This is a genomic window from Vibrio sp. 1249-1, assembly GCF_033340495.1.
In genome coordinates, this window is the sequence record NZ_JAWOWJ010000001.1 from 480,919 (window position 1) to 495,311 (window position 14,393).

The window sequence follows — 14,393 nt, forward strand, 5'->3', positions numbered from 1 at the left end:
AAGTGGAATATACCTCAATAACAAGGACAACGAGTTATGAACAAAGGACATTTAGCGACAACGTTGGTGCTGTCATCTGCACTGTTTACTACCACAACTTGGGCAAAAGATTCTGTGTTTGTCGGGCAATTAGTCGACTTTTCTGGACCAACTGCCTATGTGAGCAAGCCTTATGGTTCTGGCGTGCGAGACGCATTGCGTTGGATTAACCAAAACGGTGGCATTAACGGTACCGAGCTCGAATTTGAAACAGTAGACATGGCGTACAAAGTACCAGTGGCGATTTCTAACTATAAACGTTGGGTGGCGCGTAAAGACATGGTTGCGCTGCAAGGTTGGGGTACGGCGGATACCGAAGCACTTATTTCGTTTGTCACCAAAGACAAAGTGCCGGTGTTCTCTGCTTCTTACTCTGGTCACTTAACTGACCCAACTGGCAAAAACCCAAAAACCGCGAAACCAGCGCCTTATAATTTCTTTTATGGTGCGTCGTACTCAGATGCGTGCCGTGCGCTAGTTAAGTGGGCGAAAGAAGATTGGGAATCTAAGGGCAATCAAGGTGCGCCGAAATTTACGCACATTGGCGATAACCATCCATTCCCGAATGCGCCAAAAGAAGCGTGTGCAGAGTACGCTAAAGAGCTTGGTTTTGATGTGCAAAACCCAGTCGTTGTGTCACTAAAACCAGGGGACTTCAAAGCGCAATGTTTGTCGCTGAAAGAGTCAGGCACCAACTATGGTTACATTGCTAATATCGGTAGCTCGGTTATCTCACTAGTGAAGTCTTGTAACACGGTTGGGACAGAGTTCCAGTACATGGCAAACATTTGGGGCGGCGACAAGCCAGTGCTTGAAGCAGCAGGCGATGGCCTTAAAGATTACGTTTTCCCGGGTATGACGGCGTTTTGGGGAGATGATAATGAGGGCATGAAGCTGGTTCGTGAGATTTCTAAGCAGTCTGAATCAGAGCCGGGCGAATTCAGAACTCACCATTACATTCGCGGTATTTGTTCTGCGTTCTATATGAAAGAAGCAATGGAGTGGGCGAAAGACAACGGTGGTATCACAGGTGAAAACATCAAGAAGGGCATGTATGTCCATGACAACTGGGTACCACAAGGCTTAGAAGGTGTTTGTGTCCCTGCGAACTGGAAACCGGAAGATCACCGAGGCACAACAACCGTGAACGTCTTTATGGGCAACAACGATGGCGGCGCAGTTGATATTAAGAAAGTATCTCAGGTGACATTGTCACGTCGTGACGATTGGCTAGGTTACTAATCTACGACTTATTAATAACAAAGCTTACTGAAAATAAGGATGGGTGAGAGAACACTCTCACCCTAGCAAGGAGTAGCTTGATGGCTGAATTAGCAACGAATATCGAACCGGCAGAAATACTGCTTTCAGTGAACAACATTGAAGTCGTCTACGACGAAGTAATACTAGTACTTCGCGGTGTGAGTTTAGAAGTTCCAAAAGGGCAGATTGTGACCTTACTGGGCGCCAACGGTGCGGGTAAATCCACAACGTTGAAAGCCATTTCTGGTTTATTGAAAACCGAAGATGGTGAAGTGACGCGCGGCGAAATCAACTTCATGGGCGAGCGTATAGACAACAAAAGCCCGGAAGAGATCGTCCGTTCGGGCATCTTCCAAGTTATGGAAGGGCGCCGAATTGTTGAAGATATGACGGTAATAGAAAATCTTCGCTTAGGCGCTTATACACGCACTGACAACGAAGTTGAACAAGACATCGAAATGGTGTTTGACTATTTCCCGCGACTCAAAGAGCGCACTGGCCTGGCGGGCTATTTGTCTGGCGGTGAGCAACAAATGTTAGCGATTGGCCGAGCGTTAATGGCTCGACCGAAGATGATTTTGTTGGACGAACCGTCTATGGGGCTTTCTCCGCTGCTAGTTAAAGAAGTATTCAGCATTATTAACAAGATCAACAAAGAGCAAGGCATTACCATGCTTTTGGTTGAACAGAATGCCAACTTCGCTCTTCAAGCGGCCGATTACGGTTACATCATGGAATCAGGCAAAATCGTACTAGATGGCAGCAAGCACGAATTGCTAAACAATGAAGACGTAAAAGAATTCTACCTTGGCGGCGGCGATGAAGATCGCAAGAGCTTTAAGAATCTGAAATCTTACAAACGTCGTAAGCGTTGGTTGTAAGGAGCAAGGATGAACGAACTATTTGATGCGAAAGAATCGTTGTCTCTACAGGCGCGAGAAGAGTCGCTGTTTCAACGTTTGCCAGCACTGATTGAGAATTCGAAAGCCAATAGCGAACATTACGCAGCGCATTTTTCTGAGTTAGATCCTACATTGGCAAACAATCGTGAAGGGCTTGCTCAGTTCCCGATTACACGTAAGTTCAATGTACCTAATCAGCAGCAACTTAAACCGCCGTTTGGTGGCTTAAATAGCGTTGCCATTGGTCAAATGGCGCGCGTATTCCAATCTCCTGGGCCGTTGTATGAGGCTCAAACGGATGAGGCCGATTTCTGGCGTATGGGGCGCGCGTTTCACGCTGCTGGGTTCTGTGCGGGTGATTTAGTGCATAACACGCTCTCTTACCATTTCTCTCCTGGCGGATTTATTATGGATGGTGGCGCAAGGGCTTGTGGCTGTGCGGTATTTCCGGCTGGAGTAGGCAATACCGAAGCGCAAATAGAGGCAATTAAACAGCTTCAACCTAATGGTTACACTGGCACACCTTCGTATTTGCTGACGTTGCTACAAAAGTACCAAGAGAAATACAATGAGCTGCCTAGCTTTGAGAAAGCTCTGGTCTCTGGTGAAGCGGTTACAGCAGACATGGAACAGATGTTTGAGGAAAAAGGCATTGCAGTCTTTCAAGCCTACGCAAGTGCAGAGCTTGGTTTGATTGCTTATCAAGTGTCTGGTGAACAAGGATTAGTGATTGCCGAAGATATTATTGTTGAAATCGTTGATCCTGATGGTGTTCCTGTACAACCGGGAGAAGTCGGTGAAGTCGTTGTAACCTCGCTTGATGAGAAGTTCCCGCTGATTCGCTACGCAACGGGAGATTTATCGGCATATCTAGAGACAAGTTCTGATTCTTCACGCACGAATGCACGAATTAAGGGCTGGATGGGACGAGCAGACTCCGCGGTGAAAGTAAAAGGGCTGTTTGTTTATCCGCATCAGATCCAAGAAGTCTGTCGTCGCCACGATATTAAAGGCTCCTTGAAAATTGAGCGCGATGGCTTCAACGATGCCATTACTTTCTGTTGTCATGATGTGCATGTATCAGCAGAGGACATTCAAGCAACACTCCAGTCTGTCACTAAACTGAAAGGCAATGTCCAGTTTGTACCGAACCAAGCGGAGCAGCCGTTAATCAATGATCTTCGCAGTTAACTCATTGGTGGCATAAGTGCAGTAGAAAGTGGTTGTCATAAAAAACTAACAACGTCAGACAAAAGGCTAGAAAAGGGATATCACATTGCGCTGCGTATCCCTTTATTTTTTACTACCGCAATCAGGGAGCGGGTAAATGAAACAGGCACCAATGATTAACACACAATTCTGGGATGATTTGTTTATCCGAGGCACTATGCCTTGGGATGCCCAATCGACACCTCAAGAACTCAAGGATTATCTCGACAATTCACTTCATGTAGGCCAGTCAGTGTTTATTCCTGGGTGTGGTGCCGCTTATGAACTGAGCACTTTTATTCAATATGGGCATGACGTGATCGCGATGGATTACAGCCAAGAAGCGGTAAAAATGGCGCAATCAACGTTAGGTAACTACAAAGATAAAGTCGTATTGGGTGATGTATTTAATGCCGATTTTTCTCACTCGTTTGATGTCATTTACGAGCGGGCCTTTCTCGCAGCACTACCGAGAGATATGTGGTCAGAATACTTTTCGATGGTGGATAAATTATTGCCAAGCGGAGGTTTTCTAATTGGTTTTTTCGTCATTGATGATAATTACCTATCACGCTTCCCTCCATTTTGTTTGCGAAGTGGGGAGTTGGCAGCTTTTCTAGAGCCCACGTTTGAACTTGTGAAGTCCTCAGTGGTGGCAAACAGTGTTGAGGTTTTTAAAGGCAGAGAGCAATGGATGGTGTGGCAGAAGTGTTAGTCGCTTTTAATCTTTTTGAAGAAGTATTCGCGGAAACTTTCTGGTTCTTTGTGAATCGCTGATATATAAGTCTTCACTCTATGCCTGATGGAATGCTCACATAGTTTGTCGGTTTGTGTGAAAAATTAATTTCTCGTTGCTGGTTTTAAGTTGTTGAGATATCTCTAACAGCGGTTGAGTGGTTGAGTTTATTGCTGGCACGGGTTATGTGCTCAGAGCGTAAAGCGACAGATCAGCATCGATCCGAAAGGTAGTAGAACGTCTCTTACTGATCTGTCTATTTCATGCTTATACTATTTTAGGTTGACCATCTGATGCGGTGGCACCGCCGTCTACAGGTAGGTTTGCGCCATTAATGAAAGATGCGTCATCACTTGCCAAGAAAGTTACGACAGACGCAATTTCTTCAGGTTCGGCTGCTCGGCCAAGCGCAATGCGCTCATTGAATTTATCGCGGATGTCCTGCGGCCAGCCGTTCGTCATGTTGGTTTTTACTAAGCTTGGGCATACGGCGTTAATTCTTACCCCATCCGCACCATGGTCCAATGCCATCGCTCGGGTAAGGTTCACCACTGCGCCTTTACTCGCGCAATAGAATGCGGCACCCCAGTCACCACCCAAACCGGAAACGGACGCGGTATTTACCATACAACCTTTCGTTTTTAAGAGTTCAGGTAACGCAAACTTCGCGCAATAAACGACGCCGTCAATGTTTACACCAGAGATCTTCTTCCAGTCTTCCACACTACCTTCAATCACGGTACCAGGGACATGTACGCCTGCATTGTTTACTAAAATATCCAGTTTACCGAAACGGGTAACAACATCAGAAATCAGTGCTGCGACTTTGTCTGGATCAGAAACATCAATGGAATGTGCCGACACACGCTGTTTATCAAAGCCCTCAACGGCGTTTGCCAACTGCTCTTCATTCCAATCGGCAAGAGCGACGTTTGCGCCTTCTTCATACAAACGTTTTGCGATGGCCAAACCAATACCATTGGCAGAGCCAGTCACGAGTGCGACTTTATTTTTTAATCCTCTCATGCGATTTCTCCTTCGAAACTTACAAAAACGGGATCTTGATTTTTCTCTGTGCGCGGCAACATCAGTTTGTCGTTGTCGCTGTAATCTACGGGGATAGCCACCACTGCTGGTCCTTCAACATCCATGGCTTTATTCAATGTCGGTAGTAATTCGTGTTGACTAGTCACTGCGAAGCCTTTCGCGCCAAATGATTCGGCGTAGACCTTGAAATCAATTGGTCCAAATTTCACACCAGAGCAGCGCTGATATTTGTTGACCTCTTGCATTTCTACCATGTTGTAGGCGTTATCAACCCACACAATATGGACGATATTGCAGTTCAGTCTAACCGCGGTTTCTAACTCCATGCTCGATTGCATAAAACCGCCGTCTCCTGATATCGATACCACTTTGCTACCAGGTTTTAGTAGGCTGGCACCAATGGCCCATGGGAGTGCAACGCCCATCGTTTGTTGGCCGTTAGACACCAGCATTTGGCGAGCTCGAAAACAGCTTAAGTAACGAGCGATCCAGATGTGGAAGCTCCCCATATCAAGGCATAGCGTGGTATCTGGTGTGATGATGGATTGCATGGCTTTAATTAGCGCCAGTGGATGAAACCCTTGCTTGTTATAGACATTGGGATAGGTCTTGATCACTTGCCGTTGCAGTGCTACCTCTTCCAGTACTGAAAGTGCCGTTGGGGAAAGGCGAGCATATTCAGAGATATAGCTGCCCATTTTGTCTAATGACTGCGCAATGTTTCCGACGATTTCAACACAAGGTTGATAATTAAGTTGGTATTCTGCTGGTTCAATATCGAGGTGAATCACTGGGTTGCGGTGGCTGTTCCAAAGCTCAGGGTCATACTCTATTGGGCTAAAGCCGATGGTGAGAATTAAATCGGCGTCCCGCAGTAAAACATCGCCAGGTTGGTTATTAAACAAACCGACACGCCCAGCAAAGTGATGATAGTAATTGATATCTACCGTGCCGGCGGCCTGGTAAGTGCCGACAACGGGTAGCTGCGTATTTTGAAGAAATCGGGCGATAGCAGCAGCGTTTTGACTGCGGCTCGCGTGAAGGCCAAGTAAAACCACACAGCGCTTTGCTTTACTGATTCGACTGACCGCATCTTCGATTGCTGCGATGTCAGCGCAACCAGGCTGTGTGTAAGGCGAGGGGACAATAATGTCCGTTTGGGTTTGCTCGGATAAAACATCTTGGGGGAGACTCAAAAAGCAAGCCCCAGGACGACCTGACTCTGCGATACGAAATGCGTTCGCCATAATCTCGCTTGCGGCGTCCACATGCTGCACTTCAGCACTGAACTTAGTTATAGAGCGAAAAATACTGACGGTATCCATGCTCTGGTGTGTTTGTTTTTGCTGGTCAGTTCGTTTCACCGCACCACCGATAGCAATCAGCGGATCGCCTTCGGAGTTTGCTGTTGCCACCCCCGTAACTAGATTTCCACAGCCAGGGCCTGACGTAACCATGGTGACGCCTGCTTTGCCGGTTAGTCTTCCCATAACGCCCGCCATAAATGCGCCGTTAGCTTCGTGGCGTACCGGAATCATTTGGATGTTAGTGTCTTCAATCGCATCGAACAGTCGATCAATTTTTGCACCGGGAATACCGAAAATGTACTTAATGCCGAGAGACTCTAGCTGTTGAGCGATCAACTGAGCTCCATTTTTATTTGAAGGCTTGGATTGCATTTGTTGTCCTTATTATTTGCCTGACTTTGTTACTTTTCCGCCTTTTCTATGGCGGTATTTATATCTTCCGGAGCCAAATTGGCGTTGAGGAAGTCTGTCGATACCGGGGTATCAATCACTAGCCGCGAGACTTTGCCAATCTGGAGGAACCCTGACGAAATGCTGTAATCCTGAATATGACCACCTCCTTGGCGGTCATCGGTAATAAAGTGTTCGTGATAGCCGGGCACATTGATGCCAGTCGTATATTTAGGACTGCGAAAGCCGGCGACCACGCCTTGCTTATGCGTGAAGCTGAACGTTGGTTGTTCTTTGACCACTTCAAGCATTGGCCGATAAGGGCGTGTTTGTTTAGGTACGGTGCGAGTACGAACTGAATCGAAAACGCCATCAATGCGCACTGCGCAAAATAGGTTATCGCTTGGAACCATCTCGTCTATGATGCTATGGACTTCATGACGTGACATGCGCGATGTCAGTGGCAGCTCGATATCAGGCTTAAAAAAAGTCATGACAGCAAAGGGCGTTTTTTGCGCCAGGTCTGCCGGGTTTGCGGAGCCATCCGACTTGAGTTGAAAAACTTCCTTATCAAACGCAATCAACTCACCATCCAATTCATTGAACGTACCTAAACCAAAATCCCCATGTTTCAGCAGTTCTTCTATGGTTGTCGAGCCTTCGTAAACACCAGCGATCAAAGCACTCATTAACGAAGTCTGATAAATCTCACCATCTCCGGTAACGTGATGGTATTCAGAAAATTCTTTCGCTACTTCAAGCGAACAAGCACATAGAGGGTTATAAAATCCACGCATGAGTAAGACCAGTTATGCAATGAAGAGTATATTTAGATTGACTTCTACACGGCGCTAAATCCAATATAAAAAAGATTTATTTTGATATGGAAAATATATGGAATTTCGCTACCTGAAGTATTTTGTCGCGGTCGCCGAGACTCGTCACTTTACCCGAGCAGCTGAACAGTTAGGGATTGCGCAACCTCCTTTGAGTCAACAAATCAAAAAGCTAGAGCACGAGCTTGGCGTGGACTTATTTAAGCGCTTGTCTAGAGGAGTAGAACTGACCCATGCAGGGCAAGTCTTTTATACGGATGCGGTAAATATTCTTGCTGATGTGGAACGCGCTAAAGCAAAAGCCCGACAGATTGCCCGTGGTGAAAATACGCAGGTTAAAATTGGGTTCGCGACGTCAACATCAACCTGCATTAAGGTATTGGAGAGGATTGGGCGTATTCAAGAGAATGGGGTTCATTTACAGACGGCGGAACTATCAATGCCAGAGCTTGCCACTCAGTTAAAAAGCAAACAACTTGATCTCGCAATCATGCGGCTACCCTGTTACGCCAGTGAGCCTTTTGAGCATAAGGTGTTGTTTAACGACCCGTTTGTCGCAGTGATTCCGGCGGGCCACGAACTGGCAAAATATCCCTGTATCCAGATGAAACAGTTGAGAGGCCATAAAATTTTACTGTTTCCACGAGAGACTGGACCCGCATTGTTTGATGGCATGAGCACACTTTTTGCCGACGCAGGAGTAAGGCTCGAACCACAGTTCGCAGCACCGCAACTTCGTACGACGATTGCCATGGCGCAGGCTGGGTTAGGTATCGCTCTCGTTCCGCGCTCACTGGCTGAACATCTCGATGATTCCGCGACAGTCGCCGAGATTGATGATATCCCCCTAACCAGTCGTGTTGTCGTTGCTTGGGAGGCGTCTAATCTCAATAAACAAGCGTTAAAAGTAGCCACGAACATCGGTCATGTTGGGGCTTAAAGATGAGTCATATAGCCAGTCGATTCTACCCAACGAACAAAACTTACTGAAGATTGCGATTCTTTTGTCGTATATATTACCTACAACAAGTTGAATTGATAGCTGAACTCTCGTTTCATCGAGATGATAATGACGAGGAACTTGATTTAATGCATGGTTAAACAGTAAGGATGGCGGATGATTAAAGCACAAATATATGATGTATTTTGTGATGAGTTAGCTCAAGGTAACCCATGTGGCGTTGTCGAACTAAATCACTGGCTGAGTGATTCTGAATTACTTCAAATCACTCATCAGGTCGCTCAACCTGTCACATCATTTATGGTTCAGTCTGGCAGTGACTACCACATTCGCTGGTTTAGCCTAGAAGGAGAGATCAACCTATGTGGACACGGAAGTTTGGGCGCAGGCGCTGCAATCATTTCCAACTATCATCAGAATGAGGTCATTCTAAAAAGCCAGTATGGCCATATTATCGTTACTGAACTTGATGGAATGTACAGGATCGTGATGCCAAGTTGGCAATCCAAGCCTCATGCCATCCCCTTGGGTATTTCAGGCTTTTCCAATGACCCCGTAGATGCTTTTACAACGCGTGATTTGGTTGTTGCTCTCGAATCAGAAGATGATGTTGTTCGCTATCAACCTAACTTTGATGAGCTGATTAAAATTGATGAGTTTCATGCGGTCATCGTGACGGCTCAAAGTTCTGATAGTAGCTATGTGCTGCGTTACTTTGCACCTAAAATCGGTATTTCAGAAGATCTTGCCACAGGCTCGGCTCAGTGCTCATTAGCGCCTTATTGGTTTGAAAAGCTAGGCAAAGAAAAATTGACGGCTCGTCAGCTATCTCGTGCTGGTGGTTATTTTGAAGTGGCTCGCGGTTTAGAATCTACGATCGTATTGTCTGCACACGTGAAAAGTCGGACTTGAATGCAAACGCCTCTAGCTCTTACACAAGATCTAGAGGCATCCATTTTTTATTGACTTAAACGTGCCGAGCTAAGATTTTAACCCTGCAGCGGTCATCATGACGCGAAATAACATAGACACTAACCCTAATGCAGCGACGCTAACGACCCATATTCCAACCATCCAAGCCCATTGGCGGCACCAATTTTTGATTTTCATACTCACTCCTTATCAACTCGTTAATGGTACGCTTCGCCTTCTTTTACTTTTCCGGAGAAGACGTAGTAACTCCAAAAGGTGTAAGCCAGAATGATCGGGATGATGATCACTGCTCCAACGAGCATAAAGCGCTGACTGCTTGCAGGAGCCGCTGCTTCCCATATTGATATGCTAGGAGGAATGATATTTGGCCAGATACTGATGCCAAGCCCAGCGAACCCGAGAATCACGATCACTAACGCCATCACGAAAGGGCTGCGCTCTTTACGCTTTTTAACGGAGTCGGCAATCTTCAAACATACCAGCCCAGTAATGACAGGTACGGGCAGTAAGTAGAACAAATTAGGCAGAGAAAACCATCTTTCCGCAATGGCAGGGTAAGCAAGTGGAGTCCAAGCGCTCACAATGACTAATGCGGAGATCATCGCCAGTAGTGTTTTGTTAGTGAAGCGGTGCATCGTGTTTTGCAGTTCACCTTCCGTCTTCATGATGAGCCATGTGCTACCAAGCAGCGCGTACGTTGCGACTAAACCCAAACCACAAAAGATGGGAAAAGGGCTGAGCCAGTCGAGTTGGCTACCTACGAAGACGCGGTTTTCCACCGCAAAGCCTTGAATTACCGCGCCAACAACGATGCCTTGGAAAAACGTGGTTAAAATCGAGCCGACCATAAAAGAGCGATCCCAGAACTTTAAGTGGTTTTCCAATGCTTTAAAGCGAAACTCAAATGCGACGCCACGAAAGATCAAAGCAATCAACATCAACGTTAAAGGGATGGTTAGCGCTTCAATAATCACCGCGTAAGCCATCGGAAAAGCGCCAAATAGAGATGCGCCTCCAAGCACAATCCAAGTTTCGTTGCCATCCCAAACTGGCGCGACACTGTTGACCATGACGTCTTTTTGTTTTTCATCCTTGATGAAGGGCATCAGTATTCCAATACCCAAATCGAAGCCATCCATGATGATGTACATCAAAGTGGCAAAAACGATGATCGCGAACCAAATCACGGATAAATCAAAATGCATATTCTTTACCTTAACTTTGTGACAAATTCTAGATGCGGCCTGAAACGGTCGTCATGTCGTGCTCATCGTGTTCGATTGCATCGGGGCCTTTCTTGATTTGGTGGATCATGTAGTAATAACCAAAACCAAATACCAAGCTGTATACAACCAGGAAACACAGCAGGCTGATGCTCATTTGTAGGTCTCCGTGTGCAGAAACCGCATCACGCGTTTTTTGTACGCCATAAACGACCCAAGGTTGCCGACCAACCTCTGTCGTAAACCAGCCAGCGAGTATTGCGATAAGACCAGATGGCCCCATAAATAATGAAAACTTGAGGAACCAACGCGAGGTATAAAGCGTGTTCTTTTTTCGTAACCATATGCTGTAGAAGCTCTGTAAAATCATCAGAAGTCCTAGCCCGACCATGATTCGAAATGACCAAAAGACGATAGGTGAGTTCGGTCGTTCCTCTTTCGGGAAGTCTTTCAGCGCCGGGATTGGCTCAGTTAAACTATGGCGTAGGATCAAACTTCCTAAAACAGGAATTTCTAAGGCATAGTCTGTGCGTTCTTGTTCCATGTTTGGCATGCCGAACAATATCAATGGGGTTGGTTTGCCATCACTGTTATCCCAATGTCCTTCGATGGCAGCGATTTTGGCGGGCTGGTGTTCCAGAGTGTTTAGCCCGTGCACATCGCCAATCACGGCTTGGAGTGGCGCAAGGAACACTAAGATCCCGAGCGACATCGAAAACATGGTTTTTACCGCAGTCGATTGATTGCCTCTCAATAAATGCCAAGCGGCTGACGCGCCTACAAAGAGTGCTGAACTGACGAAAGCCGCGACGCTCATGTGCGCCAAACGATAAGGAAATGAAGGATTGAAAACGATAGCAAACCAGTCGGTTGGCACCACACGTCCGTCGATAATTTCATAGCCTTGTGGCGTTTGCATCCAACTGTTGGAGGCGAGAATCCAGAACGTCGAAATGATCGTTCCTAACGCCACCATCGAGGTTGCAAAAAAGTGCAGCTTTTCGCCGACGCGACGCCACCCAAACAGCATTACGCCAAGAAATCCGGCTTCGAGAAAGAAAGCCGTTAACACTTCATAAGTCAGTAATGGGCCTGTGATAGAACCAGCGAAGTCGGAGAAACCACTCCAGTTGGTGCCGAATTGATAGGCCATGACAAGACCAGATACAACACCCATTCCAAAGTTAACCGCAAAAATTTTCGACCAGAAGTGATAGAGCTTTTGGTAATCGGGATTACGTGTTTTTAGCCATAAGCCTTCCAGCACGGCGAGATAGGTGGCCAAACCTATGGTGATAGCGGGGAAAATAATATGAAAGGATACCGTAAAGGCGAACTGTATCCGTGCAAGCATAAATGCGTCGAGGCCAAACATTAAACTTCCTTTGATCTTTTAAGTTTTATGAGAGAGCTATTTTAAAAGGAGCGGAATGAGGGAAGTAGGTACAGACAGTGACTATAAACCTATAACAGATTAAATATTGAAGTGTTATTATTTTGAATTCGGCTTTAGGGAAGGGGATTTGCGTTTGGCGAAGTATCAAGAGTTAGTGGAACAGCTTAAAAGGCAGATAAAATCGGGGATATGGCATCCGGGTGACAAGCTGCCTTCTCTGCGTCGCCAATCTGAACACTCGGGTTTAAGCTTGATGACGGTGTTGCATGCCTATCAAATTCTGGAATCTCAAGGCTGGGTAACGTCACAGCCGCGCTCTGGTTATCGAGTCGCTCCCAATATTAAGAGTTCAAATGAACCCCAAGCGCCAGCCGCGGTTTCGTGGACAGAGCAGGTAGACATCAATGAGTTTATCTTTGATGTTCTGCAGGCGAGTAAAAATCCATCCATGATCAATTTTGGCTTTGCCTATCCAGACCCAAGTTTGTACCCACGATATCACGTGAATCGGGCGATGAGCGCAGCCGCTCGCAATATGCCGATTTCCACCACCTTTGATAACTTACCGCCGGGAAACGAACAATTACGCACCATCATCGCGAAGCGTTATGCTGCGAAAGGCATTGAAATTTCACCCGATGAAATTGTCATTACGGCAGGCGCGCTGGAGGCGTTAACGCTCAGTTTGCAAGCTTGTACAAGACCGGGAGATTGGGTGGTTGTGGAGTCGCCTGCATTCTATGGCGCTTTGCAATCCTTAGAGCGGTTAGGTTTGAAAGCGCTCTCAGTAAGAACAGACCCAGTCACGGGCATTGACCTAGACTCATTGGAACGAGCGCTGCAAACGCATGATGTGAAAGCGTGCTGGCTGATGTCGAACTTCCAGAATCCTCTGGGTTTTACGCTCTCCAACGAGAAAAAACAAAAGCTGATTGAACTGACACAGCGATATAACGTGCCAGTAATTGAAGATGATGTGTACAGCGAACTGCATGCTGAGAATGACTCGGTTTACCCACTAAGAATGTTTGATGACACGGGCAATACCATGTTGTGCTCCTCGTTTTCAAAATCATTAATCGCAGGGCTACGTATTGGTTGGGTTGCGGCGGGAAAGCGGGCGCTAGAGGTACAAAAGTTACAGCTAATGAGTACATTAGCGACGAGTGCACCAGTGCAAATGACATTGGTGCATTATTTAACAAGCCGCAATTATGAATTGCATTTGAAGCAGTTACGGAAAAAGCTGTTTGAACGCAAAAGTAAGATGACGGGTCTGCTCAGTGAGCTGTTACCTGAAGCAGTCAACGTGTTAAGCCAAAGCGGCGGGTACTTTATTTGGTTAGAGCTCCCCAAGCATATTGATGCCTTGCCAATATATCGAGAAGCACTAAAAGGTAATATCAGCATCGCACCGGGAAAGATGTTCAGCCTGACAGAACAATACGATCACTGTATTCGTCTTAACGCTTCTTTTGAGCTCAATGACAAATACGTTCATGCTCTCATTCTGCTTGCCAATATTATTCGCGACCATTTGGCGAAATAGCGACTTTCTTCAGTTTTTTTGGTTTAATGGAGCGCGCCGGATTTCCGACAACTCGATCGCCCGGCACAACGTCTTTGGTTACGACAGAGCCAGCGCCAACGATGGCCTGGTCGCCAATGGTCACGCCTGGCAGTATGATAGCGCCCCCACCAATCCAAACGTTATTGCCGATGTTGACCGGTTTGGCGATCTCATCTCCAGCTAAGCGCCTTTGCGTATCGAGTGAATGAGCGGCTGTGTAAATTTGCACTCTAGGCCCAATCATGACGTTCGCGCCAACCTCAACCTGTCCATTGTCCAGAATAATGGCATCCCAGTTGATGTAGGTGTTTTCTCCGATGGACAAGTGACAACCGTAGGTAAGTTGAAGCGGTGGCTCTATACAGGCGCTGTTTTTTAATTGGACGCCCATTTCCGCCAATAGTTGTCTACGGATATCTGGGTTTGGCTCGTGGTTAAATTGGAAGACAAGCTGCGCAGTTTTGGCGCGCATTAGCTTTAGTTCTTCATCCAGACAATTATAGGTTTCTCCAGAGCGCATCCGAGTCAGTTCTGACATAACAATCATTCCATCAATGTTATTCGCAATAAGGTGCATAATA

The 14,393-nt window shown here is 46.5% G+C and carries 14 protein-coding genes; 7 read left to right on the forward strand and 7 right to left on the reverse strand.

Annotated features, from left to right (window positions below; translation table 11 throughout):
• The first annotated feature begins 36 nt into the window (after window positions 1–36).
• From R7Z50_RS02145 to R7Z50_RS02160, 4 genes are all read left to right on the forward strand, one after another.
• Window positions 37–1,281: an ABC transporter substrate-binding protein gene (locus tag R7Z50_RS02145; protein WP_033906430.1), complete on the forward strand. Its 1,245-nt coding sequence runs from the start codon at window positions 37–39 to the stop codon at window positions 1,279–1,281.
• 80 nt (window positions 1,282–1,361) lie between these two features.
• Complete coding sequence (locus tag R7Z50_RS02150; protein WP_005373283.1) at window positions 1,362–2,183, forward strand: ABC transporter ATP-binding protein; 822 nt, start codon at window positions 1,362–1,364, stop codon at window positions 2,181–2,183.
• 9 nt (window positions 2,184–2,192) lie between these two features.
• The gene (locus R7Z50_RS02155; RefSeq protein WP_033906431.1) at window positions 2,193–3,395 is read left to right on the forward strand and encodes a phenylacetate--CoA ligase family protein; all 1,203 of its coding nucleotides are present in this window, start codon (window positions 2,193–2,195) and stop codon (window positions 3,393–3,395) included.
• A gap of 136 nt (window positions 3,396–3,531) precedes the next feature.
• On the forward strand, window positions 3,532–4,128 hold the full coding sequence (locus R7Z50_RS02160; protein ID WP_033906432.1) for a methyltransferase domain-containing protein: 597 nt from the start codon (window positions 3,532–3,534) through the stop codon (window positions 4,126–4,128).
• Between the two features lie 288 nt (window positions 4,129–4,416).
• Here the strand turns inward: R7Z50_RS02160 and R7Z50_RS02165 are convergent, their stop codons facing one another.
• The 3 genes from R7Z50_RS02165 to budA are packed head-to-tail and all read right to left on the reverse strand — an operon-like array spanning window position 4,417 to window position 7,690.
• The gene (locus R7Z50_RS02165; protein ID WP_033906433.1) at window positions 4,417–5,175 is read right to left on the reverse strand and encodes an SDR family NAD(P)-dependent oxidoreductase; all 759 of its coding nucleotides are present in this window, start codon (window positions 5,173–5,175) and stop codon (window positions 4,417–4,419) included.
• Complete coding sequence (gene alsS / locus R7Z50_RS02170) at window positions 5,172–6,875, reverse strand: acetolactate synthase AlsS (protein WP_206970189.1); 1,704 nt, start codon at window positions 6,873–6,875, stop codon at window positions 5,172–5,174. The genes R7Z50_RS02165 and alsS overlap by 4 nt, the downstream gene beginning before the upstream one ends.
• Window positions 6,876–6,904: 29 nt before the next feature.
• On the reverse strand, window positions 6,905–7,690 hold the full coding sequence (gene budA / locus R7Z50_RS02175; RefSeq protein WP_318148832.1) for an acetolactate decarboxylase: 786 nt from the start codon (window positions 7,688–7,690) through the stop codon (window positions 6,905–6,907).
• A 97-nt stretch (window positions 7,691–7,787) separates the two neighbouring features.
• Here budA and R7Z50_RS02180 point away from each other — a divergent pair, with 97 nt between their 5' ends.
• Both R7Z50_RS02180 and R7Z50_RS02185 read left to right on the forward strand, forming a co-directional pair.
• Window positions 7,788–8,669: a LysR family transcriptional regulator gene (locus tag R7Z50_RS02180; protein WP_158173446.1), complete on the forward strand. Its 882-nt coding sequence runs from the start codon at window positions 7,788–7,790 to the stop codon at window positions 8,667–8,669.
• A 177-nt stretch (window positions 8,670–8,846) separates the two neighbouring features.
• On the forward strand, window positions 8,847–9,602 hold the full coding sequence (locus tag R7Z50_RS02185) for a PhzF family phenazine biosynthesis protein (RefSeq protein ID WP_318148833.1): 756 nt from the start codon (window positions 8,847–8,849) through the stop codon (window positions 9,600–9,602).
• Window positions 9,603–9,671: 69 nt separating this feature from the next.
• Here the strand turns inward: R7Z50_RS02185 and R7Z50_RS02190 are convergent, their stop codons facing one another.
• The 3 genes from R7Z50_RS02190 to R7Z50_RS02200 are packed head-to-tail and all read right to left on the reverse strand — an operon-like array spanning window position 9,672 to window position 12,221.
• On the reverse strand, window positions 9,672–9,800 hold the full coding sequence (locus R7Z50_RS02190; RefSeq protein WP_005373267.1) for a DUF2474 domain-containing protein: 129 nt from the start codon (window positions 9,798–9,800) through the stop codon (window positions 9,672–9,674).
• 20 nt (window positions 9,801–9,820) lie between these two features.
• The gene (gene cydB, locus R7Z50_RS02195; protein WP_047101326.1) at window positions 9,821–10,828 is read right to left on the reverse strand and encodes a cytochrome d ubiquinol oxidase subunit II; all 1,008 of its coding nucleotides are present in this window, start codon (window positions 10,826–10,828) and stop codon (window positions 9,821–9,823) included.
• A gap of 28 nt (window positions 10,829–10,856) precedes the next feature.
• Window positions 10,857–12,221: a cytochrome ubiquinol oxidase subunit I gene (locus tag R7Z50_RS02200; protein ID WP_182015882.1), complete on the reverse strand. Its 1,365-nt coding sequence runs from the start codon at window positions 12,219–12,221 to the stop codon at window positions 10,857–10,859.
• Window positions 12,222–12,375: 154 nt separating this feature from the next.
• Between R7Z50_RS02200 and R7Z50_RS02205 the strand changes: the two genes are divergently transcribed.
• On the forward strand, window positions 12,376–13,791 hold the full coding sequence (locus R7Z50_RS02205) for a PLP-dependent aminotransferase family protein (protein ID WP_213961564.1): 1,416 nt from the start codon (window positions 12,376–12,378) through the stop codon (window positions 13,789–13,791).
• Here R7Z50_RS02205 and R7Z50_RS02210 read toward each other — a convergent pair.
• A complete protein-coding gene (locus R7Z50_RS02210; protein WP_182015883.1) occupies window positions 13,766–14,350 on the reverse strand; it encodes a sugar O-acetyltransferase in 585 nt (194 codons plus the stop codon). The two genes, R7Z50_RS02205 and R7Z50_RS02210, sit on opposite strands and share 26 nt — an antisense overlap.
• Between the last annotated feature and the right edge of the window lie 43 nt (window positions 14,351–14,393).